We start from the raw sequence: 26,167 nt of genomic DNA on the forward strand, positions 1-26,167 counted from the left end.
AGAAGCAATCCCCGCCGAGAGGTTCACCCATGGCAGGCGAGACCGTCATCACGGTCGTCGGCAATCTCGTCGACGACCCCGAGCTGCGCTTCACCCCGTCCGGTGCGGCGGTCGCGAAGTTCCGTGTCGCGTCCACTCCCCGCATCTTCGACCGGCAGACCAATGAGTGGAAGGACGGCGAAGGCCTGTTCCTCACCTGCTCGGTCTGGCGTCAGGCGGCGGAGAACGTCGCGGAGTCGCTCCAGCGAGGCATGCGCGTCGTCGTGCAGGGCCGGCTGAAGCAGCGGTCCTACGAGGACCGTGAGGGCGTCAAGCGCACGGTCTACGAGCTGGATGTCGAGGAAGTCGGCCCCAGCTTGAAGAACGCCACGGCCAAGGTCACCAAGACCACGGGTCGCGGTGGCCAGGGCGGCGGCCAGGGTGGATACGGCGGTGGCCAGCAGGGCGGCGGTAACTGGGGCGGCGGTCCCGGTGGCGGTGGCCAGCAGGGTGGCGGCGGTGCTCCCGCCGACGACCCGTGGGCCACCAACGCTCCGTCCGGCGGCCAGCAGGGCGGGGGCCAGCAGGGCGGCGGGGGCGGCTGGGGCGGAAGCTCCGGCGGTTCCGGCGGCTCCTCCTCTGGCGGCGGCTACTCGGACGAGCCGCCCTTCTAGGGCTGCTCGTACCCCCACTTCTTGATCACACAGGAGAAACACCATGGCGAAGCCGCCTGTGCGCAAGCCTAAGAAGAAGGTCTGCGCGTTCTGCAAGGACAAGACCCAGTACGTGGACTACAAGGACACGAACATGCTGCGGAAGTTCATTTCCGACCGCGGCAAGATCCGTGCCCGCCGCGTCACCGGCAACTGCACGCAGCACCAGCGTGACGTCGCCACGGCTGTCAAGAACAGCCGTGAGATGGCGCTGCTGCCCTACACGTCCACCGCGCGATAAGGGAAGGGTGACCGAATCATGAAGATCATCCTCACCCACGAGGTCACTGGCCTCGGTGCCGCCGGCGACGTCGTGGACGTCAAGGACGGGTACGCCCGTAACTACCTGGTTCCGCGTGGCTTCGCCATTCGCTGGACCAAGGGTGGCGAGAAGGACGTGGCGCAGATCCGCCGCGCCCGCAAGATCCACGAGATCGCGACGATCGAGCAGGCCAACGAGATCAAGGCCAAGCTCGAGGCCGTCAAGGTGCGTCTGGCTGTTCGCTCCGGCGACGCCGGCCGTCTCTTCGGCTCCGTCACCCCGGCTGACATCGCCTCGGCGATCAAGTCTGCCGGTGGTCCGGACGTCGACAAGCGTCGCGTCGAGCTCGGCTCGCCGATCAAGACGCTCGGCGGATACCAGGTGTCCGTCCGTCTGCACCCTGAGGTTGCCGCGAAGCTCGGTATCGAGGTCGTTGCTGCCTAAGGGCACAGCTCAGCAGAGCTAGGTGAAGGGCCGCACCTCTGGGTGCGGCCCTTCGTCGTTTCACGTGAAACCGGGCGGACCGGTGACGATCGCGATCGGGGCTCACTGCTCAGCGCGTGGCTCCTGTCACGATCCATCGACCGGACCTCGTGCGCAGCCACAGAGTGATCAGCCGGACGGTCATCATCAGCGTCATTGCTCCCCAGAGGGCGGTGAGACCCCCGCCGAACCGGGGGACCAGGAGAGCGGCCGGTGCGAAGACGGCCAGGGTCAGGACCATGGCCCAGGCGAGGTAGCGGCCGTCCCCCGCACCCATCAGAACCCCGTCGAGCACAAAGACCACTCCGGAGATCGGCTGGGAGAGCGCGACGACCAGGAGCGCGGGCAGCAGGGTGTCCTGTACGGACGTGTCGCTGGTGAACAGTGGGACGAAGAGCGGCCTGGCCAGCACGATCAGCGCACCGAGAGCCACCCCCGAGACGATCCCCCACTGCACCATCCGCCGACAGGCCTCGCGGGCGCCCTTCACGTCGTCCGCCCCCAGATAGCGGCCGATGATGGCTTGTCCGGCGATGGCGATCGCGTCGAGGGCGAAGGCTGTCAGGCTCCAGAGAGACAGGATGATCTGATGCGCGGCGATATCCGTGTCGCCCAGACGGGCCGCGACGGCGGTCGCGATCATCAGGACCGCTCTCAGGGAAAGCGTACGGATCAGCAGCGGGACACCTGCCTGAGCGCTCGCCCGGATGCCCTTGGCGTCGGGGCGCAGAGAAGCTCCGTGCCTGTGGGCCCCACGGACCACGACGACGAGATAGGCGACCGCCATGCCCATCTGGGCGATGACCGTTCCCCAGGCGGATCCCGCGATGCCCAGTCCGGCGCCGTAGACGAGCCCGGCATTGAGGGCGCCGTTGGCTGCGAATCCGCCGATGGCGACGTAGAGCGGAGTCCGGGTGTCCTGCAGCCCGCGCAGCACACCCGTCGCAGCGAGTACCACCAGCATCGCGGGGATGCCGAGGCTCGAGATCCGCAGATACGTGATGGCGTAGGGGCTCGCGGTGTCGGACGCTCCGAAGATCTCGACCAGCCATGGCGCCAGGGGGAGCGTGACGGCTATGACGGCAGCACCGATCAACAGAGCGAGCCAGATGCCGTCCATTCCTTGGCGGATGGCGGATGCCAGATCTCCGGCGCCGACCTGGCGGGCGACGGCGGCTGTAGTGGCGTAGGCGAGAAAGACGAAGATGCTCACCGCAGTCGTCAGCAGCGCTGCGGCGACCGCCAAGCCGGCCAGTTGGGGAGTGCCGAGGTGCCCGACGATGGCGCTGTCGACCATGACGAAGAGTGGCTCGGCTACGAGTGCGCCGAACGCCGGGACGGCGAGTGCGATGATCTCGCGGTCATGCCTGCGACGGGATGGCGGCTGAGCCGCGGGCGCCTGGGTCATGGGGTCAATCTAATCTTCCACAGGTAAGAGATGCAATGCATGAGAGATCCTTACATCTGGTCGGTTCCCGCGCGGGACGGGGAGGCGATTCCGGTGATCTTGAGCTGAGGGCAAAAGTTTTTCTCCCCCACAGCCAGTGGATCGAGAAAGGCCAGGTCAGAGCAGGCTTGGCGGGTCCCGTATGAGTTTGTCCACAGTGCTGTCCCCCGGTCCGTGCACAGGATCCGAGGGGTTCTCCACAGCATCTGGTCCTTCGTCCACATGCCCTGTGGATAACCAGATTGGCTGACGGTGCGGAGCGGCCTACCGTGGTGCGGCGCCCGCACTCCGTTCCGGCTTGGAAGTCCCCAGAACTTGACGCGCCGGAACCGGAGTCGGGCGTCTTGTTTGTCGGTGCCGTGCCGTAAGAAAGAGTGGCACGGCTAGGTCCGCGAAGCGGACGGGAGGAGGTGGCCCGGTGAGCATTCCCGAGCCTTTGGACGACCCCTGGGCCGATGTCGGTCCCAGCGACCGTCTGCCCGTTTCCCGTCAGCGCCGCGGAGAGGGCAAAGGGCGCGACGAGCAGCACGAGCGCGGCAGGGAGAGCGGCTGGGACGGTGGCTCGTCCGGCTTCGAGCGGGTGCCTCCGCAGGATCTCGACGCCGAGCAGTCCGTCCTGGGCGGCATGCTGCTCTCCAAGGACGCCATCGCCGACGTCGTGGAGATCATCAAGGGCCACGACTTCTACCGCCCGGCCCACGAGACCGTCTACACGGCGATTCTCGACCTGTACGCCAAGGGTGAGCCGGCCGACCCGATCACGGTGGCGGCCGAGCTGGTCAAGCGCGGCGAGATCACCAAGGTAGGCGGAGCCCCGTACCTGCACACGCTGGTCCAGTCCGTGCCGACCGCGGCCAACGCTTCGTACTACGCGGAGATCGTCCACGAGCGGGCCGTGCTGCGGCGTCTCGTCGAGGCCGGCACGAAGATCACCCAGATGGGATACGCCGCCGACGGCGACGTCGACGAGATCGTCAACTCGGCGCAGGCCGAGATCTACGCCGTCACGGAGCAGCGCACCAGCGAGGACTACCTCCCGCTCGGCGACATCATGGAGGGTGCGCTCGACGAGATCGAGGCCATCGGCTCCCGCAGCGGTGAGATGACCGGTGTGCCGACCGGATTCACGGACCTCGACTCCCTGACCAACGGCCTGCACCCCGGCCAGATGATCGTCATCGCAGCCCGCCCCGCCATGGGTAAGTCGACTCTCGCCCTGGACTTCGCCCGCGCGTGCTCGATCAAGAGCAATCTGCCCAGCGTGATCTTCTCTCTGGAAATGGGGCGCAACGAGATCGCGATGCGCCTCCTGTCCGCCGAGGCCCGGGTGGCGCTCCACCACATGCGCTCGGGAACCATGACCGACGAGGACTGGACGAGGCTTGCCCGGCGGATGCCGGATGTCTCGGCCGCCCCGCTCTACATCGACGATTCGCCGAACCTCTCGATGATGGAGATCCGCGCGAAGTGCCGTCGCCTCAAGCAGCGCAACGACCTCAAGCTCGTGGTCATCGACTACCTGCAGCTGATGCAGTCCGGCGGGGCCAAGCGGGCGGAGAGCCGACAGCAGGAGGTCTCGGACATGTCCCGAAACCTCAAGCTCCTCGCCAAGGAGTTGGAGCTGCCCGTCATCGCCCTCTCCCAGCTGAACCGTGGCCCCGAGCAGCGCACGGACAAGAAGCCGATGGTCTCCGACCTGCGTGAGTCCGGTTCCATCGAGCAGGACGCCGACATGGTGATCCTGCTGCACCGGGAGGACGCGTACGAGAAGGAGTCACCGCGCGCGGGCGAGGCGGACCTGATCGTGGCGAAGCACCGTAACGGTCCGACGGCGACGATCACTGTGGCGTTCCAGGGCCACTACTCCCGCTTCGTGGACATGGCACAGACCTGATGTCGCTCTCGACGGCGTCTCAGATCCCGTCGGGCTGGAAGAACTCGAGCATTCTCCGGCCGGCGTCCGGTGACATCAGCAGCTCCTGAAGGTTCGCGGACATCCGGGCGGCAGTGCCGGTGCGTTCGAACATCTCGCGTTCGTACTCCCTGACGGCGGCGGGGACGTCGTCAGGGTGCGCGACCAGCGTGAGAGCGAGCAGGGCGCCGTCGAGAAGGGCCATGTTGGCGCCTTCTCCGACCGGCGGCATCAGGTGTGCGGCATCGCCGACCAGGGTGACGTCCGGCTTCGACGGCCAGGTCAGGCCCACCGGGAGAGTGGTGATCGACCGCGGCACGACCATGTCGTCGCAGGCCGCGATCAGCGCGGTGAACCGTGGGTCCCAACCGGGGAGAAGCTCGATCAGCCGCGCCCGGGCGGCGGCCGGGTCGTCGAACGGGATCCCGCTGGTGTCGAACCAGTCCTCGGCCGTGTGGTAGAAGCTGAGGCCGATGCGGACGCGGCCGTCGCCGTTGCGCTGTGCCGCCAGGGATTTGCCGTCGCCGAGTACCCAGTAGTTGCCACGTCCGACCATCGCCGCGAGGTCGGGGTGGGTGCGGTCGACATCGGGAATGCCGATCTCGACCACGTTCTGGCCCACGTGCACCGGGCGGGCGTCGGTGAGCAGCGTGCGGACCCGGGAGTGCGCACCGTCCGCGCCGACCAGCAGGTCATACGTGGAGCTTCCGCCGTCGGCGAAGTACAGCAGGTCGTCGTCGGCGGATGCGAACGCGTGCCCCCAGCGCACCATGTCTTCGGGGAGGGAATCGAGGAGCAGGTCGCGCAGATCTGCGCGGTCGACCTCCGGTCGCTCCAGCGGGGCGTCGTCGGGGGTGTCCTCCTGGAGCAGCAGCGTGCCTTCCGGCTCGAAGAGACGCATGTCCTGGCCTTCAGCCCGGGCGATCGCATGGAACCGGTCGATCAGGCCGGCCTCACGCAGCGCCTGCTGGCCCGTGTGGATGTCGAGCATGCCGCCCTGGCCGCGCGCGTCACGTGACGATTCCCGTTCGTAGACGACGGCTTCGATGCCGTGCACGTGCAACACCCGGGCAAGGGCCAACCCGCCCAGGCCGGCTCCGACGATCGCGATGGTCATGATGCCTCCGATACACCGCATGGATCGATACACTGTATCGCTTTGTGCGTTGTATTGTGAGGGCATGTTGGTGTGGGAGAGGCCGGAGCCGCCGGATCGGCCTGTGCCGGCCCCGTTGAGCCGGGAACGGATCGTGCGCGTGGCGATCCAGCTGGCCGACGCGGACGGCCTGGACGCGGTGTCGCTGCGCAAGGTGGCCGCCGAGTTGGATGTCCGCCCGATGCGGCTGTACGGCTACATCGCAGGCAAGGACGAGCTGCTCGACCTGATGGTCGACGCAGTCCACGCCGAGATCCGGCCGGGCGGAGACGGCTGGCGGGAGGTGCTCCGGTCGCTCGCCGAAGTCACTCGGCACGCCGTTCACGAGCACGAATGGCTCGCCGATCTGCTGGGTGGGCGCCCCCAGCTCGGACCGCACGCGCTGGCCGGCGGAGAAACCGTGTTGGCCGCGCTGGACGGCATCGACGTGGACGCCGTCATGCCGATGGTCGCAGCGGTCAACGCGTACGTGGTCGGCGCGGTGCGTCGGGAGATCGCCGATCGGCGTGCCGAGCGGGCGACCGGATTGGACGAGAAGCGCTGGCAGGCAGCGCTCGGGCCCTATCTGGAGCGGACCTTCGCCACCGGACGGTTCCCCGCCCTGGCCACCGTCGTGCGCGATGCCGCCCACCACGACGCGGATCACACCTTCCGGACCGGCCTCGACTTCCTGCTCGACGGCATCGAAGCCCGCATCTCGAAGTGACGCACGGCCGGATGGCCGGGCCGATGCCGTTCACGGCGCCAGGCCGCTGGGGTCAACGGGATCCGAGCGCCTGCGGGCTCCTTCGAGATCGGGTCCGCCCGGGCCTCACCGCCCGAGTTCTGCGGCTTTGACGGCGCGCCGTGCGACAACGTCCTCGCGGTTCTCCGCCATCTGCCGCAGTGCGTCCTTACGGTCCCGCTTGGACAGCCGGTCGAGATACGTGTGGCCGAAGACGTGGTCGGTCTCGTGTTGCAGGCACCGGGCGAAGTAGCCCGTTCCTTCGACGAGAAGGGGTTCGCCGTCCTTGTCGACCCCACGGACGACGGCACGATCGGTCCGGGGCACCGCCATGCCCGCACCGGGCACGGACAGGCAGCCCTCGAAGTCGTCGACCAGCCGGCGGCTACCCGGGCCGGGCAGTTCGAGGACCGGGTTGATGATGTGGCCGACATGCCGGATCCCGTCGTCGTCCGGGCAGTCGTACACGAACAGTCGCAGGTCGACGCCCACCTGGTTGGCAGCCAGGCCGGCACCGTCGGCGACGTACATCGTCAGGAACATGTCGTCGATCAGGCTCGACAACTCGGGGGAGCCGAACTCCGCCACCTCCTGGCAGGGGCGGCTCAGGACTTCCTCGCCCACCACGGTGATCCGGCGTACCGAACCCCGATCCGCTTCAGGCGGCAGAGCCGGACAGGAGTCGGTGGGGCGGCCTTGCAGGCGAACTCGGCGGTCGACGGGACGAGGTCGTTCGTGACGAACGGACATGGCGGTCTCCCCTTGTGCGCACGCCGCGGACGCCGGTCGTCGCCGCGGCCTGATGTCTCGGCAGGAACTGCTTGCAAGTGCTTTGCAAAGTAGCAAAATTTGCAAAGTGACTGAAGATGACGTCGATGCTCCGAAGGACCTGGCACGCGGCACAGGCGAGGTGCTGCGCGAGCACGAGGTCCGTACGGCCCTGCTGGGGCTGCTCGCCGAAGTCGGCGCCGTCACGGCGACCGAAGCCGCCTCCCGGCTGGGCTACAGCTCGGGCCTCTGCTCATTTCACCTGCGGCAGCTCGCACGCCACGGATTCATCGAAGAGGCTCCGCACAGCGGGGGCCGCGCACGACCCTGGCGTCTGAAGCAGCCCACCTCTCCTGTAGGCGGCGTCGCAGAGGAGCAGTTCGGTGACCTGGCCCGAGGGCTGGAGGACGAGAGCTGGCAACGATGGCTCGCCCAGCGCGACGATGCGCCGTCCGAATGGCGCGACGACGCGGCCTTCAGCGCCGTCGCCTATCTGACGCCCGAAGAGATGCGCCGGGTGGCGGGCGTGATCCGAAGGGCGCTCGAGCCCTACCAGGAGCGTGAGCTACGCCCCTTGGCCCGGCCCGGCAGTGCTCGGCCGGTGGCTCTCATCACCCGGCTCTTCCCTCTCCTTCCCCACGCGACAGATGATGCGGACCAGGAGTGAGGACGCGTCGGCCGGCGAGGCTCGCATGAAGGAAGGGCACGGAGTCGAGACCTCTGGACGCCGGCCCCCGGGGCCACCTGGAGCATGCGAGGGGCACACTCCACCGAACGCTCCCTCCGGCCGCGAAATGGGTTCGTCAGCTTGAGGACGCGCGGGTCATGCTTGGGCATGACCTCTGAAGAAGCCCTGCTTCCCACCACCCGGCGTGCCCTGCTGCACCGCGTCGCCACCGCGCAGGCCGAAGGGCGGACGCCCTCCCTCGTCGCCGCTGTCCAGCGGGACGGACGGATCGCCTGGAGCGGGGCGCGCAGCTGTGTGGACGGCCACGAACCCGATGGTGATACGCAGTTCAGGATCGGCTCCCTCACCAAGACCTTCACAGCGGTGCTGGTGCTGCGCCTGCGTGACGAGGGGCTGCTGGATCTGGACGACCCCCTGGAGAAGCACCTGCCGGGCACGGACGCCGGGCACCTGACCGTATTCCAACTGCTGGGCCACAGCGGAGGCCTGCGCGCCGAGACGCCCGCTCCGTGGTGGGAGAGGACACCGGGTGGTACCCGCCCGGAACTGGCGGATGTGCTCGGCGAAAGGCCGCTGATCCACTCGGCCGGCCACAGGCATCACTACTCCAACCCTGGTTACACAGTGCTCGGCTCGCTGATCGAAAGGCTGCGTGGCGACGCCTGGGCCGACGTGCTGCGCCGCGAGATCCTTGAGCCCTTGGGGATGGAACGCACGAGTCCGGAGGCGCGTGCACCACACGCCGGGGGCTGGGCCGTCCACCCATGGGCCGACGTCATGTTGCCCGAGCCCGCCGAGGACCTCGGGCTCATGGCGCCGGCGGGTCAGCTCTGGTCGACGACCACCGACCTGCTCCGCTTCGCGGCCTTCCTGGCTCGGGGTGACGAACGTGTGCTGTGCGCCGACTCGGTCGTGGAGATGCGCGCCCCCGCTGCCGCGGCCGAGGCAGGTGACTGGGCCGGCACCTACGGCCTCGGCCTCCAGGCCGTACGGCGTGGCGACCGTACGCTCCTGGGGCACACGGGCTCGCTGCCGGGCTTCCTGGCCACGTTCTGGTTCAGCGTCGAGGACGACGTGGCGGCCGTGGTGCTCTCGAACGCCACCTCCGGCCCGCCGGTCGCCACGGTCGCAGCGGACCTCGTGCAGATCGTCGCTGACGCGGAGCCGAGGATCCCGGAGCCCTGGCGCCCGCTGCCCGAGGTCGACGAGGAGCTGCTGGCGCTCACGGGGCCCTGGTACTGGGGTACGCAGGTATACACGTTGAAGCTGACAGCGGGCGGGGGAATCGAGTTGCAGCCGATGCGAGGCGTCGGCCGTGCGGCCCGGTTCCGAGCGTGCCCTGACGGGACCTGGACAGGTCTCAACGGTTACTACGCGGGGGAGACGCTCCGGGTGGTGCGCGCCGGGGACGGCAGGGTGGACCACCTCGACCTGGGGTCGTTCGTCTTCACCCGGGAGCCGTACGAGGGCAGCGCGGCCATTCCCGGCGGTGTGGACGAGGACGGCTGGCGAGGGCTCGCCCTCTGAGGAGAGCCGATCGGCGTTTCACGTGAAACAGCAGCCGGGCAGCACGAGAAGTGGACGATACGAAGCACGAAAGGTCGATCCGGGCGGCCCGGCCTGCCACCCCCCGGGAGCGGGCGGGTCAGGCCGTCAGCTCGCGTTCCAGAGGTGTACGGAAACGTGGGGTGATCCGCGCCGCGCCCACCCAGGCCGACAACCTCGCAGCTTCCGCCTCGACGAGCTGCGAGACGTCCCGGCCCACGTCGGAGAGCAGTCGCCACACCAGCTCGCCGTTTCCCCGCTGCGCCCAGCCGCCCACGATTCCGCCGTTCCACCACACGGTCGGACCGATGTTGCCGGCGCGGTCGAAGAGCGCGGCTCGATGCCCGGCAGGCAACTGGAAGCCGCGGTCGGCCCAGCCCATCGCGCTCGGATCCAGGCCGGGCAGCAGGGCCGCCCACGGCTCCGGGGACGGCTCGGCGTCGAGGTCCCCAGGGGCGGCCCGGCCGACGGCCCCGTTGTCGAGCAGGACCTCCTCGGCGCCGACGGCGGCCAGGGCCGCACGTGTCTCCCGCACGCCCCAGCCCGTCCACCACTTCAGGTCGGCCTCGGTCGCGGGACCGTAGGCATGGAGCCATCGCCGGGCGACCTCCGCCCGCGCCTCGGCGGGGTCCGACGCCGGCCAGGGCTCGGCAGCCGTCCAGCGGAACTGGCTCGAGGTCCAGGAACCCCGGGGGCGGTCACGCCGGATGCGCCCATCGGCTGCCAGCACTCGGATCACCCGGGAGGCGACTCCCTGCACCGCCTCCTGCCTCGTGCCGGGAAAGACCGTGATCTTGGTGCGAAGCGCGGGTACGGCGGCCGAGAGCTCGCTCCCCGTGGCACGTCCCCGGGCGGTCAGCGTGCCGAGTGTCTGCCGCTCGGCATCGGCGAGCCAGCGCTCGTCCAGGCCGTTGCCGTCCTCCCGCAGGTGCTTGAGGAGCTTGCTGCGCTCCTTGGTCGCCACGGTCCGTGCGTTCGACGCGTCGACGGAGGGTGCGACGGCCACGGAGACGGTGAACAAGGTGTTCCGCATGGACAGCAGCCGCACCAGCGCGACGTCCTCGTAGAGCGCCCGTTCCACCGCTTCGACCTGAGGATCGATCAGCCGTGCGCAGGCGGAGAGATAGACGGTGGCGGCGTCGGTCGCGTGCAGGGCGACGACCGCGTCCGCCACCGCTACGACGGAACGCGTGTGCGCTGAAGGGGCCAGCAGGTGCCGCCGGCCGATTCTGGCCCGTCGCTGCTCGTCGTCGATGCGGTACACGGAACCTCCCGGAAGCCTGCCCGGACTCTATGTCTCAGAGCGTGAGTTTGAACCCGACATGGCTTGCGGTGAAGCCGAGCCGCTCGTAGAAGCGGCGGGCGTCGGTTCGGGAGACGTCCGACGTCAACTGCACCAACTGGCAGTTCTGACGCCTGGATTCGTCGACCGCCCACTGGATCAGCTGGGTACCGAGGCCTCCGCCGCGCTCATCGGCGTGGACGCGGACGCCCTCGATGACGGAGCGGGTCGCGCCGCGCCGGGACAGCCCGGGAATGATGGTGAGCTGGAGGGTCCCCACGACGCGGTCCTCGCGCACGGCCACGACCAGGTGCTGATGGGGGTCGTCGGCGAGGCGCCGGAAAGCGGCGTGATACGGGCCGAGGTCGTCCGGGGACTCGCGCTGCGCGCCCAGCGGGTCGTCGGCGAGCATGGCCACGACGGCAGGGATGTCGGCGAGTGCTGCGGGACGTATGTCGAGATCGCTCATGATCGGCAGACTACGCAAGCCCGACGGTTCAGGCCGGTACCTTCAGCGCCTCGACCGTCCGGACCAGCGGGGCGAGCTCCGGGTTCTCGGCGGCCTCGTCGAGCGCGGCGCGTAGCGCGGTGTCGTTGGTCGGCCTGGCCTCGCTCAGCAGCGTGAGGCCCGCGTCCGTGACGTCCGTGTAGATGCCCCGCCGGTCGGTGTCGCACAGGTACCGCCTGAGCAGCCCACGGTCCTCGAGCCGGGTGACCAGCCGGGTGGTGGCGCTCTGGCTCAGCACCACGGCGTCAGCCACCTGCTTCATCTGCAGGTGACCGCCCGTACCGCTGTGCTGGCGGCTCAGTACGTCGAGCAGGGAGAACTCACGCGCGCTGAGGCTGTGGTGGGACTGCAGGGCCCGCTCGATGCGGGCCTCGATCTTCCCGTGGAGCAGGGAGAGGGCACACCAGCTCTGGGCGAGGGCCGTCAGTGCGGGGTCTGTCGCTGTCATGTTCTCTCCTCCGTGCGGGAGCTGCTTGCCTCCAGGGTAGGGCACGCGTGCAATAGCCCGCGCTTGCAATTAACAGGCGTCTGCAATTATTGTGTACGCCTGTAAGGCGCAGATGCAATTTCCACGGAAGGTGTACCCATGCCGCTCGCGCTCCTCGCCCTCGCCATCGGGGCATTCGGTATCGGAACCACCGAGTTCGTGATCATGGGGTTGCTCCCCGACGTCGCGGCGGACTTCCAGGTGTCGATCCCGACCGCCGGGTTTCTGGTCACGGGCTATGCCTTGGGCGTGGTCCTCGGTGCTCCGCTCATGACCGTCCTGGGCACCCGGGTGACCCGGAAGCGGATGCTGATGCTCCTGATGGGGCTGTTCATCGTGGGGAACGTGGTGTCCGCACTCGCCCCTGTCTTCGGCATGATGCTGGTCGGGCGTGTGATCGCGTCGCTGGCCCACGGAGCCTTCTTCGGTATCGGATCGGTCGTCGCCGCAGGCCTGGTGGCTCCGGAGAAGAAGGCCGGTGCCATCGCCATGATGTTCACCGGGCTCACCGTCGCCAACGTCGTCGGGGTTCCGCTCGGGACCTTCATCGGCCAGAACCTCGGATGGCGCGTGACGTTCTTCGTCGTCGCGGGACTCGGGGTCCTGGGCCTCCTCGGTGTGGCGAAGCTCGTCCCCGAGCAGCCGAAGCCCCAAGGCGTGCGGATCCGTCATGAGGTGGCCGCGTTGCGCAACGTTCAGGTGCTGCTCGCCATGGCGATGACGGTTCTGGGATTCGGCGGCGTTTTCGCGGCCATCACCTACATCACTCCGATGATGACGGAGACCGCCGGCTACGCGACGTCGTCCGTCACCTGGTTGCTGGTTCTCTTCGGGCTCGGCATGGTCGGCGGCAATCTGCTCGGCGGCAGGTTCGCGGACCGTCATCTGATGCCGATGCTGTACGTCTCGCTCGGTGCACTCGCCGTGGTTCTGGCCCTGTTCACCCTGACCGCGCACAACAAGATCGCTGCCGCGGTGACCATCGTCCTCATCGGGGCTCTCGGATTCGCGACCGTACCGCCGCTGCAGAAGCGGGTACTCGATCAGGCGGCAGGGGCTCCCACCCTGGCCTCGGCCGTCAACATCGGAGCCTTCAACCTCGGCAACGCGCTCTCGGCGTGGCTCGGCGGGATCGTCATCGCGGCCGGCTTCGGCTACACCGCGCCCAACTGGGTCGGTGCCGCGCTGGCGGGGGCGGCGCTGGTCCTGGCGGTACTCTCCGGGACGCTCGAGCGTCGGACGGGCTCCCGCGGCCGGCTGGTGTCCGCACATCTTCCGGAGCCTGCCGCAGGCGCGGGCGCCGACTCCGGCCGGTCGGTCCCCACGGCTGGCCTGTCGACAGAGCGGTGAGGAAGTGAGTCGTGGCCGTGGTGCCCGAGGGCACGACTGAACGCCGCGGAGACCGGGAGCAGGGGCGATCGGCCGCACCGCGAGCCGGTCGTCCCCCGCGCTCATGGCGCGGGCGGGCGTCCCAGCAGTTTCACGTGAAACACCGGGGCGGCTTCAGCCCAGATCCGGCGCGTGCATCGCCCGCACGCCCTCGATGTTGGCGTCCAGGTAGTGCCGCAGCGACAGGGGCACGAGATGGACGGCCGCGATTCCCACGCGGCTGAACGGCACCCGGACGACCTCGTACTCCCCGCAGGGCTCGTCGATCTCCGGACCGTGCCGACGTGAGAGGTCCATCGAGGCCAGTCGGCAGACGAAGAAGTGCTGCACCTTCACGCCTTTGACGCCGCCGCCGGCGATGTGTTCGACGGTATCGACGAAGCAGGGCACGACATCGACGACCTTGGCGCCGAGCTCCTCGTCGACCTCGCGGTGCAGCGCCTCGACGACGGTCGCGTCCTCCGGCTCGACCCCACCACCGGGCGTGATCCAGTACGGGTCGACACCTGGCTTGGTGCGTTTGATCAGGATGAGGTCATCGCCGTCGAGCAGGACGGCGCGGGCTGTGCGCTTGACCACGGGGCGTTCGGTCATGGCAAGAGCGTGGCCCGGGAGAGCCGGTCTGAAACTCCCGCGGGCCGACCGGTCACCAGTCCACAGCAGCACGCACCAGCCACTCGTGCGCCCGCGCAATGTGCGGGAGGCCGAGTGTGCCGGTCCTCGCGACGAGGAAATACGTGCGGAGCGGTGGTACCGGGGGATCGAGCAGTGCCACGACTTCACCCCGCTCCAGTGCGGCTTCGCAGAGGTAGCGCGGCAGCACGGCGAGGCCGGCTCCCGCTGCCGCCGACTCCAGAACCGCTCGGAGGTCCGGGGCGATCACGGCGGCGGAGGCGGCAGGGCGGCTGTCGAACACCGTCGCCCAGTAGCGGGAGACCAGGGGGAGGCTCTCGTGCACCTCGACCACCGGCAGCTGCTCCAGCAGTACGGAGCCCTTGTGCCGCAGCGCCCCGGGCCCCAGGCGCCCTGCCCAGCGCGGGGCGGCGACCAGGACGTGTTCCTCGTCGCAGAGGGTGGTCGACGTCAGCAGACCACCGCGTGGACGGGCCGTGGTGATGGCCAGATCATGATGTCCGGCCGCCAGCCCCTCCAGCGTGTCCTCGGTGTTCGCGACGAAGGTGCTGCGCAGCGCGAGCCCTTGGGAGACCAACGGAGTGAGGGCGGGAAGTGCCCGTACGGAGGTGAATTCAGGGGGCCCGGCCAGGTGCAGTGTCCGTACCCCCGACTCGTCGTCGAGCCCCACCTCGACGATGTCGACCAAGGCGTCGAGATGAGGGGCCGCCCGGTGGGCGAGCTCGTCGCCCACGGTGGTCGGGGTCACTCCGCGGGCCCTGCGCAGGAAGAGCGGGCGGCCCAGCTGCCGCTCCAGCGCCCGTATCTGCGAAGTGACGGCGGGCTGGGACAGCCCGAGCAGTGCGGCGGCCCGGGTGAAGGATCCGGCCCGGTGCACCGTGACGAACGTGCGCAGCAGGGCCAGGTCCATGGTCCGTTCCCTCCCCCCGCGGCATGACGGTGCTGGCGTGATGCCGCTCGGCGTGATGCCGCTCGGCGTGATGCCGCTCGGCGTGATGCCGCTCGGCGTGATGCCGCTCGGCGTGATGCTGCGCCGCCCCGCATCGCCGGCCGCAACGGCCTCAACTATAAATATGTCGATAGGTCCCTGTCGTTACTGTGATTGGACACTGACGCAGAGTCAATTAGCCTTGTCCAGACGGTTCTCGGCGCAGGAACCGGGGCGGTCCGAGCCACGAGGGGGGAGGCTCGGACCGCCCGTCCCCAGCAGGACCGGTCCGGTGGAAGGGGACGCCCGTCCCGGACCGGTCCTGCCAGGACCGGAGGGAGCACCGGTCAGCGCGCGGACTCGTCCAGTGCGCGTTCCACGTCCGCCAGCAGGTCCTCGGGGTCCTCGGCGCCGACCGAGAACCTGATGAAGCCCTCCGGCACCGCGTCCCCGCCCCAGCGCGCCCGGCGCTCGGCGGTGGAGCGCAGTCCGCCGAAGCTGGTCGCGTCGTCGACCAACCGCAGTGCCGCGAGGAAGCGCTCGGCGCTGCCCTTGTCCGCCAGCACGAACGACACCACGGAGCCGAAGCGCCGCATCTGGCGCATGGCGACGGGGTACGAGGGGTCGCCGGGCAGGCCGGGGTAGCGCAGTCCCGTCACGTCGGTGCGCTCGGCCAGGGCCTCGGCGAGCAGCGACGCGGTCGCGCACTGGCGGTCGATCCGCAACTGCAGCGTGGCCAGGGAGCGGTGAGCGAGCCAGGCCTCCATGGGGCCAGGGATCGCGCCCACCACCTTGCGCCAGCGCCGCACCCCCGAGATGAGCTCCGGATCCCGGCACGTCACATGGCCGAGAAGGATGTCCCCGTGCCCGGTCAGGCCCTTGGTGTCGCTGGCGACGGAGAAGTCCGCCCCCAGACCGAGGGGGCGCTGGCCGAGAGGGGTGGCCAGGGTGTTGTCCACCGCGACCAGTACGCCCGCGGCGTGCGCGGCTTCGACGAGCCTGCGCACATCACAGACGTCGAGACCGGGGTTGGACGGTGTCTCGATCCACAGCAGTTTCGCCCCGTCCAGGAGCTCCAGCTGGGCATCGCCGCCGGTCGGTGCGGTCCGCACCTCGACGCCGTACGCCTCCAGCTGCTCCCGCACCAGGGGGAGCGCCTGATAGCCGTCGTCCGGCAGGACCACGACGTCGCCGGTGCGCGCCTGGGACAGCAGCACGGCCGAGACGGCGGCCATCCCGGAGGCGAAGACCGTGGTGCCGACCTTCTCCCCCGGCGCCTCCAGCTCGCCGATGGCGCGCTCCAGACGGGTCCAGGTCGGATTCGTGTCCCGGCCGTAGGTGTAGGGGCCGACCGGATCGCCGGACAGATGGAAGTGAGCGGCGAAGACCGGACCGGGAAGGGTGGGCTCGTACTGCTCCGGTTCGGGCAGACCCGCCCGTACGGCCCGTGTCCCGTCACCCGTGGTGCTCATGGTCGTCTCCTCGTCCCGCCGGTGTTCCAGTGGTCCTTCCGCGCGGTGTGACCAGGCGGATCAGTCCTCGTCGGGGAGGACCACGTTGAGTGCCCAGGACACGACCGAGATGATCAGGCCACCCAGGACCGCGGTCCAGAAGCCGTCGACATGAAAGTTCAGATCGACGACGCCGGCCAGCCAGGAGGTGAGCATCAGCATCAGGGCGTTCACCACGAGTGTGATCAGCCCGAGCGTCAGAATGAAGAGGGGAAGCGTGAGGAGCTTCACGACGGGCTTGACGACGAAGTTCACCAGGCCGAACAACAGGGCCACCAGGATCAGCGTGAGTGCCTTGCGCCCGGTGTTGTCCCCGGTCAGCGTGATGTCGTTGAGCAACCAGATGGCTACGGCCAGAGCACCCGCGTTGGCGATCGTCTTGACTACGAAATTCTTCATGTGTCTGATCGTGGCAGACATGATCGATGGTGGTCACCGTCGGGACAGGGCGGCACGGATGCGAGGGGCGGACGGATGATGAAGGCATTCAGACTGGACGAGCTTGAGGCGGAACGGGCTGCCAATGACGGCGCCTATCTGCAGTTCATCCGGGAACGCAACATGTCCGTCGGCCTCTACGCCCTGGACGCCGGGGCGCTCGATCCCCAGCAGCCGCACGGACAGGACGAGGTGTACTTCGTCGTCAGCGGACGCGCCTCGATCACGGTCGGCACGGAGACCACGCAGGTGGGACGGGGAAGCGTCGTCTACGTGCCCGCGGGGGCGGCCCACAAGTTCCACCACGTCACCGAGGACCTCCGGGTCATGGTGGTCTTCTCCCCGCCGGAGGGCTGAGCAGCCAGCTCAAAGGCGGCACCTCAAGGGCGACCGCCCCAGGGCAGCACGCAGGGCATGCACCAGGGCGGCCACTTCAAGGGCTACGCCGGCACCGCGCTCCCCCGGGTAGGGCGGTCCACCGGCCCCAGGGTTCCCTAGGGGATCGTTCAGGGGACTTCAAGGGATCCCGGACCCCCGTCCGCCATCCCCGCGCCTCTAGCATCGGAGCAAGGAACTCAGAGAGACGAGGTAGCGGCGATGGCGGTGCGGGAGATTTTCGCGGGGATGCCCTGGTGGGTCAAGTGGGTCGCGGTGCCCCTCATCGCGATCGTGGTGTTCGGTGGGCTGATCGCCAGTGTGGTCGGCTTCGTCATCGGCCTCCTCTTCAAGGCGCTGGTCTTCGTCGTCCTCGTGGGCGGCCTGATCTTCGTCGTACGCAAGTTCATGTCCTCGTCCGAGCGCAGCGACTGGTAGCTGCGGCGGAGGCGGATACCGGCCCGGGTGGAGCGGGAATTGTGACGGAGAGTGACGTGCCGCGTGGCGGGCACCCACTCCGTGATTAGCCCAGCTGAGCTAAGTCCAGGACGAAACCTCTCTCCTGGACGTGCACGCCGATACAGTGGCGTACCGCTGCCGCCAGCTGGGAAATGACGGTCCGTCACCATCCTGCCCAGTGGTTTGTGCGACCGTCCGGTCTCCGGACCCCAGGCTCGCGGCGCCCGTGGGGGCGGCCTCCGCGGGAGGGCTGACAGCCCGTCACCATGCCTGGGGGCGACCTGTGACCACGGCATCGAGTACCGCTGTCCCGACGTTGATCGGTTCGGTTCAGCGCGCGTTGAGACTTATGGAGGCTGTGGGCACGCATCGGGACGGTGCCCCGGCGAAGCAGCTCGCCCGGGAGGCCGGGCTTCCCCTCCCCACCGCCTATCACCTGCTGCGGACCCTGACCCATGAGGGCTATCTGCGCAGGGAGAACGGCGTCTTCCTGTTCGGTGCCGCGGCTCAACGGCTGAGCGGTGGCCCGGCGACCCCGCGTCCGGGAGTGATCGTCGACTCGCTCGCGCACTGGGCGGACGTCATCGGGGCCCCTGTGTACTGCGCCCTGTACAAGGATGGCGAGATCGAGATGGTCGCCGTCGCGGACACCCCCGCTGTTCCCGCGGTGCGCGAGTGGGCCTCGTTCCGTGAGACGGGCCATGCCCACGCCCTCGGCCAGTGCCTCCTGGGGCAGCTCGACGAGCGGGCGCGTGAGGATCATCTGGACCGCCACCCCGTCCGGCCGCTGACCCGTTACTCCGTGAGAGACCGTCAGGCGTTGCTGACCCGACTGAGATCGATGAAACGTACGGAACCGGTCATCGAACGCCAGGAGTACGCCATGGGAACGGTCTGTGCGGCCATTCCGATCACTGTCGGTTCGGCTGTGGCGGCGATGGCTGTTTCTCTCCCCCTGCACCAAGAAGAACGGTTGCTCCCCGCAGTCGAACAACTACGCTGCGAAGTGACCACCCTCTTGCGCTCGTTCGTGTTCTCTATCAGTATCTGAAAAATCACTCCTTGTGATCTGCTATCGCGTGCACCACGATGGCGTCAATAGGGCCATGGGGGATCATTCCTGGCCAGATTCATCTACTGCGGGGTTGAACGATGCGCGAGTCGGTTCAAGCAGAGGTCATGATGAGCTTCCTCGTCTCCGAGGAGCTCTCCTTCCGTATTCCGGTGGAGCTCCGGTACGAGGTCAGTGATCCGTACGCGATCCGGATGACCTTCCACCTGCCCGGAGACGCCCCCGTCACCTGGGCGTTCGGCCGCGAGTTGCTGCTCGACGGTCTCAACAGCCCCAGTGGTGACGGTGATGTGCACATCGGCCCGACCGAGCCCGAAGGGCTGTCGGATGTGCACATCCGCCTTCAGGTCGGCGCGGACCGTGCGCTCTTCAGGGCCGGTACGGCGCCTCTTGTGGCCTTCCTCGACCGGACGGACAAGCTGGTGCCGCTGGGGCAGGAGCACACGCTGGGTGACTTCGACGGCAATCTGGAAGAGGCGCTGGGACGCATCCTCGCCAAGGAACAGAACGCCGGCTGAGCAGGAGGGTCCGGCTGAACATCGAACACCGGCGGCCCTGGGGCATGCGTCCGGTGCCCCGGCTCACGCCTTGCGGCGTCGACCCCTCCCGGTCCGTGCGGGTGCAGGAGCTCCGGCTTCCGCGCCGAGCCCCGTGCGGTCCGCGGAGACCACCAGGGCCGCGAGCACCGTCGTCACCGGCACCGAGGCGACCAGCCCGATCGACCCGACCAGCGTGCGGACGATCTCCTCCGCGACCAGTTCGCTGTTGGCCACCGTGCCCACGCTGCTCTGCGCGATGGAGAAGAGCAGCAACAAGGGAAGCGCCGCGCCCGCGTAGGCGAGCACGAGGGTGTTGACGACGGAGGCGATGTGGTCGCGGCCGATCCGGATGCCCGCCCGGTAGAGCCCGCGCACGCCCATCCTCGGGTCGGCCTGGTGCAGTTCCCAGACGGCCGACGTCTGGGTGACGGTCACGTCGTCGAGCACTCCGAGAGATCCGATGATCACACCGGCCAGGAGCAGGCCGCTCATGTCGATGTCCGGGTACAGCCCGTGGATGAGGCCGGTGTTGTCGTCCGTGTTGCCGGACAGGCTCGCCCATCCGATGAACAGGGAGCCCAGCAGCCCGATCAGCAGCAGCGAGATGAGCGTGCCGATCACGGCCACCGAGGTACGGGCCGTCAGGCCGTGACAGGTGTAGAGGGCGATGAGCATGATGGCGCTCGCCCCGATCACGGCGACGACCAGCGGATTCGACCCCTGCAGGATCGCCGGAAGGATGAACAGGGTCAGCACGCCGAACGAGACGGCGAGGGCGATCAGCGCCATCAGCCCACGCAGCCTGCCCACCACGACCACCGCGACGGCGAAGATTCCCGCGAGCAGCGCCATCGGCACCGTGCGGTCCACATCGGTGACGGAGTACTGCAGGTCACGGGGCGCGTCCGGCGCGTACGCCACGACCACCCCCTGGCCCTCGTGCAGTTGCCGCGGTGCGTCGGGCTGGATGACCTCGACGAACGTACGGCCCTTGTCCTCACCGGTCGTCACCTCGACGGTGGCCTTCTTGCACTCTCCCGTCCGCTCGTTGACGGCCTCCCGGCCCGAGGGAGTGGAGGTGTCGCCGGTCGGCGGCACCTGTGAGGCGTTGACGTCCGCGCAGTCGACCGCCACGACCTTCGTCACCCGCCCGTCCTGGGTCTGCCGGTCGAAGCCGACACCGGTGCGTTCGTGGGCGGGTGCTCCACCCGGCCAGAACGCCACGAGACCGACCAGGACCGCGGTGGCGAAGGGGATCACCACGGCCGCGATGACCTTGCGCAGATGCTTGGACACGGGCGCGGCGGGGCCGTGGCTGTGTGTGTGGCCGTGCGCATGACTCTGCGTGCTGCCTGAGGCGGGGCCGTGGGGTTCGGGGGCGCTTCCGGGGGACGTCACCCCGCGATCATCCCAAGAACGGGGGAGGCCCTCTGGCCAGCACGCCAGACGGGAGGTTAGCGTGGGGGCACATTTGCACACGCGGGAGCTCGGAGCACCGGGCTGAGAGGGCGCTGACCTCCGTACATCCGTACGGGACACGCTGCGCCGACCGCCGAACCTGTTACCGGGTAATGCCGGCGTAGGGAGTAGGTCTCATGACCACAGCGGACGCACGCACGCCTGCCTCGACGCAGAATGCGCGGAATGCGCAGGACGCGAAGAACGACGAGGCCGGGAAGTCCATCGGCTGGCACAAGGGGTACGTCCAGGGTTCGCGCCCGGACCTCCGTGTGCCGGTCCGTCAGGTGCACCTCACCAACGGCAAGCACGTGACGCTGTACGACACCTCCGGGCCGTACACCGATCCCACCACCGACACCGATGTACGCCGCGGGCTCGCCCCGCTCCGGGAGAACTGGATCATCGCCCGCGGGGACACCGAGGAGTACGCGGGCCGCCCCGCGCGACCCGAGGACGACGGGCTCAAGCACACCTCGCCGCGCGGCGGCCTGCGCAACCTCGACGCGGTCTTCCCCGGACGCCCCCGGCAGCCGCGTCGCAGTCGTGACGGCCGGCCCGTCACCCAGCTCGCGTACGCCCGCAGGGGCGAGATCACACCGGAGATGGAGTACGTCGCGATCCGGGAGAACGTCGAACCCGAGGTCGTGCGCGAGGAGATCGCCGCGGGCCGCGCGGTCCTTCCGGCCAACGTGAACCACCCGGAGATCGAGCCGATGATCATCGGCAAGCGTTTTCTGGTGAAGGTCAACGCCAACATCGGCAACTCCGCCGTCACTTCCTCCATCGAGGAGGAGGTGGACAAGATGACCTGGGCCACCAAGTGGGGCGCCGACACGGTCATGGACCTCTCCACCGGCCGCAACATCCACACCACCCGTGAGTGGGTCCTGCGCAACTCCCCGGTGCCGATCGGCACCGTCCCCCTCTACCAGGCACTCGAGAAGGTCGACGGCCGGGCCGAGGAGCTGACCTGGGAGATCTACAAGGACACCGTCATCGAGCAGGCCGAACAGGGCGTCGACTACATGACCGTGCACGCCGGTGTCCGGCTGCCGTACGTCCCGCTGACTGCCCGTCGCAAGACCGGCATCGTCTCGCGCGGCGGGTCCATCATGGCGGCCTGGTGCCTCGCGCACCACAAGGAGTCGTTTCTGTACGAGCACTTCGAGGACCTCTGCGAGATCCTCGCGGCCTACGACGTGACGTACTCGCTCGGTGACGGCCTGCGCCCCGGCTCCATCGCCGACGCGAACGACGAGGCGCAGTTCGCCGAACTCCGCACGCTCGGTGAGCTCAACACCGTCGCCAAGCGGTTCGGCGTCCAGACGATGATCGAGGGCCCGGGGCACGTCCCGATGCACAAGATCAAGGAGAACATCGACCTCCAGCAGGAGATCTGCGAGGAGGCGCCGTTCTACACGCTGGGCCCGCTGACCACCGATGTCGCCCCGGCGTACGACCACATCACCTCGGGCATCGGCGCGGCGATGATCGCCTGGTGGGGCACGGCGATGCTCTGCTACGTCACGCCCAAGGAGCACCTGGGGCTGCCGAACCGTGACGACGTGAAGACCGGTGTCATCACGTACAAGATCGCCGCTCATGCGGCGGACCTCGCCAAGGGCCACCCCGGGGCGCAGGAGTGGGACGACGCCCTGTCCGACGCCCGGTTCGAATTCCGCTGGGAGGACCAGTTCAACCTGGCGCTCGACCCGGACACCGCGCGGGAGTTCCATGACGAGACGCTGCCGGCCGAACCTGCCAAGACGGCGCACTTCTGCTCGATGTGCGGGCCCAAGTTCTGCTCGATGAAGATCTCCCACGACATCCGCCGGGAGCACGGGGACGGGCAGGCCGAGATCGAGGCGGGGATGGCCGAGAAGTCCAAGGAGTTCGCGGCGGCGGGCAACAGGGTCTATCTGCCGATCGCGGACTGACCTCCGCGCCCACGCGGCTCGTGGGCGGCGGCGCCGTCCCGGCCCCTACGGCGATGCCGTCCCTGCCCGACGGCGGGGGCGGCGCCCGGGCCCGGCCAGATCACTCCGGCTGGTGCTCCGGGCCGCCGAAGTCCGGGCTGGTGAAGTCGGGGCTGGTGAAGGTCGGGCGCGGGCCGGCCGAAGGGCCGTCCTCCGGCCCGGAGAAGTCGGGCCTGCTGTAGCCGATCTTCGGGATCCGGTTGACCGAGCGGTGCGGCGTCCGCGACGCGGGCCCCGCCGTGGGGTCGGCCAGGGCGTCTCGGAAGAAGGGCAGGATGCCGCGTTCCAGCAGGGCGTGGCGCCAGGCCTCCCGGGCGCGCGCGACGTCCTCGGGCAGTTCCTCCTCCTCGTCCACGGCGGGCAGCGCGGTGGCGCCGTTACGCAGGGCCGTGACGAGGAGCCCCACCGCGGCGACGAGGATGGCCGCCGCGGCGACGGCCGCGAAGAACCAGCCGGCGGCGACCATGGTCCGGGCGAAGGCCGGAGCGGGTCTGAGCGCCGTGAGCGGGTATCCGATCAGCAGGAATATCAGGGCGGCCGCACCCGCGAGGACGGGCGCCAGCACGGCGATCACCGCCAGGGTCCCGGCCCCCGCGGTCTCGGCCTCGTCGGTGGCGGTTCCCGGCACCGACGCGTGGGCATCCGTGTCGTCCGGCCCGCGGAGCTCGCCGCGGACCTTCACGTAGTGGTCGTACTCGGTGGCGGCCGCCGCCGTGATCAGGGGCGTGGCGTTGAACGCCATCGTCCGCAGCTGTTCCGTGTTGAGACGGTCGCCGACTCCGTCCAGATCCGGGCGTTCGTGGGCGTGACGCAGCGCGTCGGCAAGGATCCGCTCGTACTCGGGGCGGTCCTCGGCCAGCAGGTGCGGAGCGCTTTTCATCTGCATCCCCCGATGCTCCGTAGGGCCTGACCGACCGTGCGGGCCGGGCGATCGGGCGGAAACGGAGGAGAGCCTGCTACTGATACGCCGATGGTAGAGCGCGTACGGCGCGGGGTGACAGGGGGTTTCCGGAAATAGGCCCAGCAGTCGACGCCGTCAGGTGGTGAAGCGTCTTCCCCGGCAGCCGTCAGCCATGCAGGGGAAGTTGGACGACCAGCAGCTTTCCGGCCATGGTCACTCCGCCGTCCATGGCGATGGCGAGCCCCTCCGCGTAGACGTGCGGGCCGTCGACCACGGGCCGGGGCACGTCCTCGCCTTCCTCGGACCCGACCTCGCCGAGCAGGTACGGAATGGGGCTGTGGCCGTGGACGACGCGCTGGCCGCCGTACGTCGCCATCAGCTCGCGGACGGCCTGTGCGCCGCCCTCGTCCCGGAAGGCGAACCGCTTGGTGAGCTTGCGGAAGAGGTCCCAGCACTCGTCGGCGTCGTTCCGCGTGAGAATGGCGTGCACCGTGTCGTTGACGTCCTCGATGGTGGACCCGTAGTCGAGGTACGCCGTCGTGTCGGAGTGCATCAGCAGATGCCCGTCCTCCTCGACGACCGCGTCGAGCCGGGCCATCCACTGGAGATGGACGTCCTGGAGCCGCTCCATGTCCGTCTTCTGGCCGCCGTTGAGCAGCCAGGCGGCCTGGAAGGTCGCCGTTCCCGCCCCGGAGTTCACCGGGGTGTCGCCGAACCGCTTGGCGCCGAGCAGGAGCAGTTCGTGGTTGCCCATGAGGGCCTTGCAGTACCCGCCTGCCGCCGCGGCCTCCGCGGAGAGGCGCATGACCAGGTCGATGACCCCGATTCCGTCCGGACCGCGGTCGGTGAAGTCGCCGAGGAACCAGAGCCTGGCGTTGCCGGCCGCCCACCGGCCGTCGGCGTCGACGAGGCCCTGTTGGTGCAGGGCGCCCAGGAGCTCGTCCAGGTAACCATGGACGTCGCCGACGACGTACAGCGGGCCGCGGCCGGAGCCGTCGGCGGTCCGCGTCCCGGGAACGGTCCGCACTTGGACGGTGTCGCCCCGGTTGATCACAGGCAGGTCGCGCTCGGTGGGGGTGTACCCCTCCGGAGGCTCGTCGCCCACCACGACGTTGCCCGGGTGCGGCGGGCGCGGCTCCATCGGCACCTGCGCATACGGCGGTACGCGGAAGTCACGCAACGTCGCTGTCCGCACCACGGGTTCCTGACCGGCCCCCTGAGTCATCGACCCCTCCACCACCGTCGCGCCTCCGTACACCTGACGGGCCCTGCCTGGTAGAGGTGGTCCGCGGTGTCGTGCGCCCATCATAGGAATGCGGATCGTGCTGTGTGACGCACCAGGGGTGGTGAATCCGTGCGCACACCTGGTTCATCGGCCGTTTGGTCCGGATTAATCCGATCAATCCCCGGCGGGCGATCGAGGCGGGCTGACGGTGGTGCGCGGAGGACGCCGCTGCGAGGACGTCCGGACGATGAGCTCCGTCGGTATCACCTGCTCCACCGGCCCGTCGTGTTCGACTCCTTCGATGGCATCGATGAGGAGCTGGACGACCGCCGTGCCGATCCTGCGGGGCTTCAGCGAGAGTGTCGTGATGGGGGGTTCGGTCGACGCGTACACCGTGGACTCGCTGCAGCAGACCAGCAGGAGGTCCTCGGGGACCCGCAGACCGTAGCGGCGCGCGGCGGCGAGCAGATCGGTGCCGTTGGGGTCGAAGAGCCCGTAGACGGCGTCCGGACGGTCGGGGCGGGCGAGGAGGCGGTCCGCGGCGACGGCACCCGCGCAGGGGTCGTGGGCCGGATAGGACTCGTAGACCGGATCCTGGCCGACCCGCTCGCACCAGTGGAGGTAGGCGGTGGTGGAGAGCCGGGTGTACGTGTCGGTGGTGGTGCCGGTCAGCAGCCCGATACGGCGGGCCCCGGCGGCCGCGAGATGGTCCAGGAGGTCCAGGACGGCGGCCCGGTGGTCGTTGTCGACCCAGGCGGTGACCGGCAGCGTGCCGGCCGGGCGTCCGTCGGAGACGACGGGCAGGCCCTGGCGCACGAGTTCGGTGACCACCGGGTCCTGGTCGGAGGGGTCGATGACGACCGTTCCGTCGAGTGCGACGTTCGACCAGACGTCGTGGCGCGAGGTGGCCGGAAGGATCACGAGGGCGTAGCCGCGGGCGAGAGCCGCCGATGTGGCGGCTCTCGCCATCTCCGCGAAGTACGCGAACTCGGTGAAGGTGAAAGGTTCATCCCCGTACGTGGTCACGGTCAGGCCGATGAGCCCCGACTTGCCGGTGCGGAGGGTACGGGCCGCCGCGGACGGGCGGTAGCCCAGCCGTTCGGCGACCTCGCGGACATGGCGGCGGGTGGCGTCCGGGAGCCTGCCCTTGCCGTTGAGCGCGTCGGACACGGTCGTGATGGAGACCCCGGCCGCCGCGGCTACATCCCGGATCCCCGCCCGTCCCTGTCGGCCGCTGCGCCGGGGCGTCTCTGTCCGGCTCACCTGGTGCTTCCCTGCTGCTGTCATGGCGAGCCGATATTAGGGC

The 26,167-nt window shown here is 69.1% G+C and carries 27 protein-coding genes; 13 read left to right on the forward strand and 14 right to left on the reverse strand.

From position 1 onward, the window contains the following. Nucleotides 1–29 precede the first annotated feature (29 nt). Genes OG488_RS18975 through rplI form a run of 3 tightly spaced genes read left to right on the forward strand, consistent with a single transcriptional unit; the run spans nt 30 to nt 1,398 of the window. A complete protein-coding gene (locus OG488_RS18975) occupies nt 30–653 on the forward strand; it encodes a single-stranded DNA-binding protein (protein ID WP_329230788.1) in 624 nt (207 codons plus the stop codon). 43 nt (nt 654–696) lie between these two features. Beyond that, on the forward strand, nt 697–933 hold the full coding sequence (gene rpsR, locus OG488_RS18980) for a 30S ribosomal protein S18 (protein WP_003967857.1): 237 nt from the start codon (nt 697–699) through the stop codon (nt 931–933). 18 nt (nt 934–951) lie between these two features. Continuing rightward, nucleotides 952–1,398, forward strand: coding sequence for a 50S ribosomal protein L9 (gene rplI, locus OG488_RS18985; protein WP_028441692.1), 447 nt, complete (start codon nt 952–954; stop codon nt 1,396–1,398). A 109-nt stretch (nt 1,399–1,507) separates the two neighbouring features. Here rplI and OG488_RS18990 read toward each other — a convergent pair whose 3' ends face one another. Further along, nucleotides 1,508–2,845 carry an MATE family efflux transporter gene (locus OG488_RS18990; protein WP_329230790.1) on the reverse strand — a complete coding sequence of 446 codons (1,338 nt, stop codon included), beginning with the start codon at nt 2,843–2,845 and terminating at the stop codon, nt 1,508–1,510. A gap of 475 nt (nt 2,846–3,320) precedes the next feature. On the opposite strand from OG488_RS18990, the gene dnaB reads away from it, so the two are divergent. After that, the gene (gene dnaB / locus OG488_RS18995; RefSeq protein WP_181011555.1) at nt 3,321–4,778 is read left to right on the forward strand and encodes a replicative DNA helicase; all 1,458 of its coding nucleotides are present in this window, start codon (nt 3,321–3,323) and stop codon (nt 4,776–4,778) included. Nucleotides 4,779–4,797: 19 nt separating this feature from the next. Here the strand turns inward: dnaB and OG488_RS19000 are convergent, their stop codons facing one another. Beyond that, nucleotides 4,798–5,913, reverse strand: coding sequence for an FAD-dependent oxidoreductase (locus OG488_RS19000; protein WP_329230792.1), 1,116 nt, complete (start codon nt 5,911–5,913; stop codon nt 4,798–4,800). Between the two features lie 64 nt (nt 5,914–5,977). Here OG488_RS19000 and OG488_RS19005 point away from each other — a divergent pair, with 64 nt between their 5' ends. Further along, nucleotides 5,978–6,658 carry a TetR/AcrR family transcriptional regulator gene (locus OG488_RS19005; RefSeq protein WP_329238800.1) on the forward strand — a complete coding sequence of 227 codons (681 nt, stop codon included), beginning with the start codon at nt 5,978–5,980 and terminating at the stop codon, nt 6,656–6,658. Nucleotides 6,659–6,763: 105 nt separating this feature from the next. Here OG488_RS19005 and def read toward each other — a convergent pair whose 3' ends face one another. Then, nucleotides 6,764–7,426 (reverse strand): peptide deformylase, encoded by a 663-nt coding sequence (def, locus tag OG488_RS19010; RefSeq protein WP_329230794.1) that lies wholly within the window; start codon nt 7,424–7,426, stop codon nt 6,764–6,766. A 106-nt stretch (nt 7,427–7,532) separates the two neighbouring features. On the opposite strand from def, the gene OG488_RS19015 reads away from it, so the two are divergent. Both OG488_RS19015 and OG488_RS19020 read left to right on the forward strand, forming a co-directional pair. Next, on the forward strand, nt 7,533–8,111 hold the full coding sequence (locus tag OG488_RS19015) for a winged helix-turn-helix domain-containing protein (RefSeq protein ID WP_329230796.1): 579 nt from the start codon (nt 7,533–7,535) through the stop codon (nt 8,109–8,111). A 168-nt stretch (nt 8,112–8,279) separates the two neighbouring features. After that, nucleotides 8,280–9,659, forward strand: coding sequence for a serine hydrolase domain-containing protein (locus tag OG488_RS19020; protein ID WP_329230799.1), 1,380 nt, complete (start codon nt 8,280–8,282; stop codon nt 9,657–9,659). Between the two features lie 118 nt (nt 9,660–9,777). Here the strand turns inward: OG488_RS19020 and OG488_RS19025 are convergent, their stop codons facing one another. The 3 genes from OG488_RS19025 to OG488_RS19035 are packed head-to-tail and all read right to left on the reverse strand — an operon-like array spanning nt 9,778 to nt 11,915. After that, a complete protein-coding gene (locus OG488_RS19025) occupies nt 9,778–10,941 on the reverse strand; it encodes a winged helix DNA-binding domain-containing protein (protein WP_329230801.1) in 1,164 nt (387 codons plus the stop codon). A 34-nt stretch (nt 10,942–10,975) separates the two neighbouring features. Then, nucleotides 10,976–11,428, reverse strand: a complete 453-nt coding sequence (locus OG488_RS19030; RefSeq protein ID WP_329230803.1) for a GNAT family N-acetyltransferase — start codon at nt 11,426–11,428, stop codon at nt 10,976–10,978. Between the two features lie 28 nt (nt 11,429–11,456). Continuing rightward, nucleotides 11,457–11,915 carry a MarR family winged helix-turn-helix transcriptional regulator gene (locus OG488_RS19035; protein ID WP_329230805.1) on the reverse strand — a complete coding sequence of 153 codons (459 nt, stop codon included), beginning with the start codon at nt 11,913–11,915 and terminating at the stop codon, nt 11,457–11,459. A gap of 138 nt (nt 11,916–12,053) precedes the next feature. Between OG488_RS19035 and OG488_RS19040 the strand changes: the two genes are divergently transcribed. Beyond that, entirely contained in the window at nt 12,054–13,304 is a 1,251-nt protein-coding gene (locus OG488_RS19040; RefSeq protein WP_329230807.1) for an MFS transporter, read from the forward strand. A 153-nt stretch (nt 13,305–13,457) separates the two neighbouring features. Here OG488_RS19040 and OG488_RS19045 read toward each other — a convergent pair whose 3' ends face one another. The 4 genes from OG488_RS19045 to OG488_RS19060 form a co-directional block, all read right to left on the reverse strand. Further along, entirely contained in the window at nt 13,458–13,937 is a 480-nt protein-coding gene (locus tag OG488_RS19045) for an NUDIX hydrolase (protein ID WP_329230810.1), read from the reverse strand. Between the two features lie 52 nt (nt 13,938–13,989). Next, complete coding sequence (locus OG488_RS19050) at nt 13,990–14,886, reverse strand: LysR family transcriptional regulator (protein ID WP_329230812.1); 897 nt, start codon at nt 14,884–14,886, stop codon at nt 13,990–13,992. A 365-nt stretch (nt 14,887–15,251) separates the two neighbouring features. Further along, nucleotides 15,252–16,376: a cystathionine gamma-lyase gene (locus OG488_RS19055; protein ID WP_329230814.1), complete on the reverse strand. Its 1,125-nt coding sequence runs from the start codon at nt 16,374–16,376 to the stop codon at nt 15,252–15,254. A gap of 60 nt (nt 16,377–16,436) precedes the next feature. Continuing rightward, nucleotides 16,437–16,814: a phage holin family protein gene (locus tag OG488_RS19060; RefSeq protein WP_329230816.1), complete on the reverse strand. Its 378-nt coding sequence runs from the start codon at nt 16,812–16,814 to the stop codon at nt 16,437–16,439. A gap of 78 nt (nt 16,815–16,892) precedes the next feature. Between OG488_RS19060 and OG488_RS19065 the strand changes: the two genes are divergently transcribed. From OG488_RS19065 to OG488_RS19080, 4 genes are all read left to right on the forward strand, one after another. Next, entirely contained in the window at nt 16,893–17,210 is a 318-nt protein-coding gene (locus tag OG488_RS19065) for a cupin domain-containing protein (RefSeq protein ID WP_329230817.1), read from the forward strand. A 246-nt stretch (nt 17,211–17,456) separates the two neighbouring features. Further along, on the forward strand, nt 17,457–17,666 hold the full coding sequence (locus OG488_RS19070) for a DUF5326 family protein (protein ID WP_099173639.1): 210 nt from the start codon (nt 17,457–17,459) through the stop codon (nt 17,664–17,666). Between the two features lie 304 nt (nt 17,667–17,970). After that, nucleotides 17,971–18,738 (forward strand): IclR family transcriptional regulator, encoded by a 768-nt coding sequence (locus OG488_RS19075; RefSeq protein ID WP_329230819.1) that lies wholly within the window; start codon nt 17,971–17,973, stop codon nt 18,736–18,738. Between the two features lie 101 nt (nt 18,739–18,839). Beyond that, a complete protein-coding gene (locus tag OG488_RS19080; protein WP_073750747.1) occupies nt 18,840–19,277 on the forward strand; it encodes an SsgA family sporulation/cell division regulator in 438 nt (145 codons plus the stop codon). 63 nt (nt 19,278–19,340) lie between these two features. Here the strand turns inward: OG488_RS19080 and OG488_RS19085 are convergent, their stop codons facing one another. Then, nucleotides 19,341–20,696: a YibE/F family protein gene (locus OG488_RS19085; protein ID WP_329230821.1), complete on the reverse strand. Its 1,356-nt coding sequence runs from the start codon at nt 20,694–20,696 to the stop codon at nt 19,341–19,343. 197 nt (nt 20,697–20,893) lie between these two features. Between OG488_RS19085 and thiC the strand changes: the two genes are divergently transcribed. Beyond that, nucleotides 20,894–22,696 (forward strand): phosphomethylpyrimidine synthase ThiC, encoded by a 1,803-nt coding sequence (thiC, locus tag OG488_RS19090; RefSeq protein WP_329230823.1) that lies wholly within the window; start codon nt 20,894–20,896, stop codon nt 22,694–22,696. Nucleotides 22,697–22,796: 100 nt separating this feature from the next. Here thiC and OG488_RS19095 read toward each other — a convergent pair whose 3' ends face one another. The 3 genes from OG488_RS19095 to OG488_RS19105 form a co-directional block, all read right to left on the reverse strand. Further along, entirely contained in the window at nt 22,797–23,621 is an 825-nt protein-coding gene (locus OG488_RS19095; RefSeq protein ID WP_329230824.1) for a hypothetical protein, read from the reverse strand. A gap of 181 nt (nt 23,622–23,802) precedes the next feature. Further along, nucleotides 23,803–24,876 (reverse strand): metallophosphoesterase, encoded by a 1,074-nt coding sequence (locus OG488_RS19100; protein ID WP_405693376.1) that lies wholly within the window; start codon nt 24,874–24,876, stop codon nt 23,803–23,805. A gap of 159 nt (nt 24,877–25,035) precedes the next feature. Further along, nucleotides 25,036–26,148 carry a LacI family DNA-binding transcriptional regulator gene (locus tag OG488_RS19105; RefSeq protein WP_329230827.1) on the reverse strand — a complete coding sequence of 371 codons (1,113 nt, stop codon included), beginning with the start codon at nt 26,146–26,148 and terminating at the stop codon, nt 25,036–25,038. Between the last annotated feature and the right edge of the window lie 19 nt (nt 26,149–26,167).

The organism is Streptomyces sp. NBC_01460, from assembly GCF_036227405.1.
Classification (GTDB): Bacteria; Actinomycetota; Actinomycetes; order Streptomycetales; family Streptomycetaceae; genus Streptomyces.

Excerpts from the sequence above, each read along its gene's own strand:
- OG488_RS18975 (WP_329230788.1), top strand. The coding sequence starts at position 30 with ATGGCAGGCGAGACCGTCATCACGGTCGTCGGCAATCTCGTCGACGAC.
- rpsR (WP_003967857.1), top strand. The coding sequence starts at position 697 with ATGGCGAAGCCGCCTGTGCGCAAGCCTAAGAAGAAGGTCTGCGCGTTC.
- rplI (WP_028441692.1), top strand. The coding sequence starts at position 952 with ATGAAGATCATCCTCACCCACGAGGTCACTGGCCTCGGTGCCGCCGGC.
- OG488_RS18990 (WP_329230790.1), bottom strand. The coding sequence starts at position 2,845 with ATGACCCAGGCGCCCGCGGCTCAGCCGCCATCCCGTCGCAGGCATGAC.
- OG488_RS19000 (WP_329230792.1), bottom strand. The coding sequence starts at position 5,913 with ATGACCATCGCGATCGTCGGAGCCGGCCTGGGCGGGTTGGCCCTTGCC.
- OG488_RS19005 (WP_329238800.1), top strand. The coding sequence starts at position 5,978 with ATGTTGGTGTGGGAGAGGCCGGAGCCGCCGGATCGGCCTGTGCCGGCC.
- def (WP_329230794.1), bottom strand. The coding sequence starts at position 7,426 with ATGTCCGTTCGTCACGAACGACCTCGTCCCGTCGACCGCCGAGTTCGC.
- OG488_RS19020 (WP_329230799.1), top strand. The coding sequence starts at position 8,280 with ATGACCTCTGAAGAAGCCCTGCTTCCCACCACCCGGCGTGCCCTGCTG.
- OG488_RS19030 (WP_329230803.1), bottom strand. The coding sequence starts at position 11,428 with ATGAGCGATCTCGACATACGTCCCGCAGCACTCGCCGACATCCCTGCC.
- OG488_RS19035 (WP_329230805.1), bottom strand. The coding sequence starts at position 11,915 with ATGACAGCGACAGACCCCGCACTGACGGCCCTCGCCCAGAGCTGGTGT.
- OG488_RS19040 (WP_329230807.1), top strand. The coding sequence starts at position 12,054 with ATGCCGCTCGCGCTCCTCGCCCTCGCCATCGGGGCATTCGGTATCGGA.
- OG488_RS19045 (WP_329230810.1), bottom strand. The coding sequence starts at position 13,937 with ATGACCGAACGCCCCGTGGTCAAGCGCACAGCCCGCGCCGTCCTGCTC.
- OG488_RS19050 (WP_329230812.1), bottom strand. The coding sequence starts at position 14,886 with ATGGACCTGGCCCTGCTGCGCACGTTCGTCACGGTGCACCGGGCCGGA.
- OG488_RS19055 (WP_329230814.1), bottom strand. The coding sequence starts at position 16,376 with ATGAGCACCACGGGTGACGGGACACGGGCCGTACGGGCGGGTCTGCCC.
- OG488_RS19060 (WP_329230816.1), bottom strand. The coding sequence starts at position 16,814 with ATGAAGAATTTCGTAGTCAAGACGATCGCCAACGCGGGTGCTCTGGCC.
- OG488_RS19065 (WP_329230817.1), top strand. The coding sequence starts at position 16,893 with ATGAAGGCATTCAGACTGGACGAGCTTGAGGCGGAACGGGCTGCCAAT.
- OG488_RS19080 (WP_073750747.1), top strand. The coding sequence starts at position 18,840 with ATGCGCGAGTCGGTTCAAGCAGAGGTCATGATGAGCTTCCTCGTCTCC.
- thiC (WP_329230823.1), top strand. The coding sequence starts at position 20,894 with ATGACCACAGCGGACGCACGCACGCCTGCCTCGACGCAGAATGCGCGG.
- OG488_RS19095 (WP_329230824.1), bottom strand. The coding sequence starts at position 23,621 with ATGCAGATGAAAAGCGCTCCGCACCTGCTGGCCGAGGACCGCCCCGAG.
- OG488_RS19105 (WP_329230827.1), bottom strand. The coding sequence starts at position 26,148 with ATGACAGCAGCAGGGAAGCACCAGGTGAGCCGGACAGAGACGCCCCGG.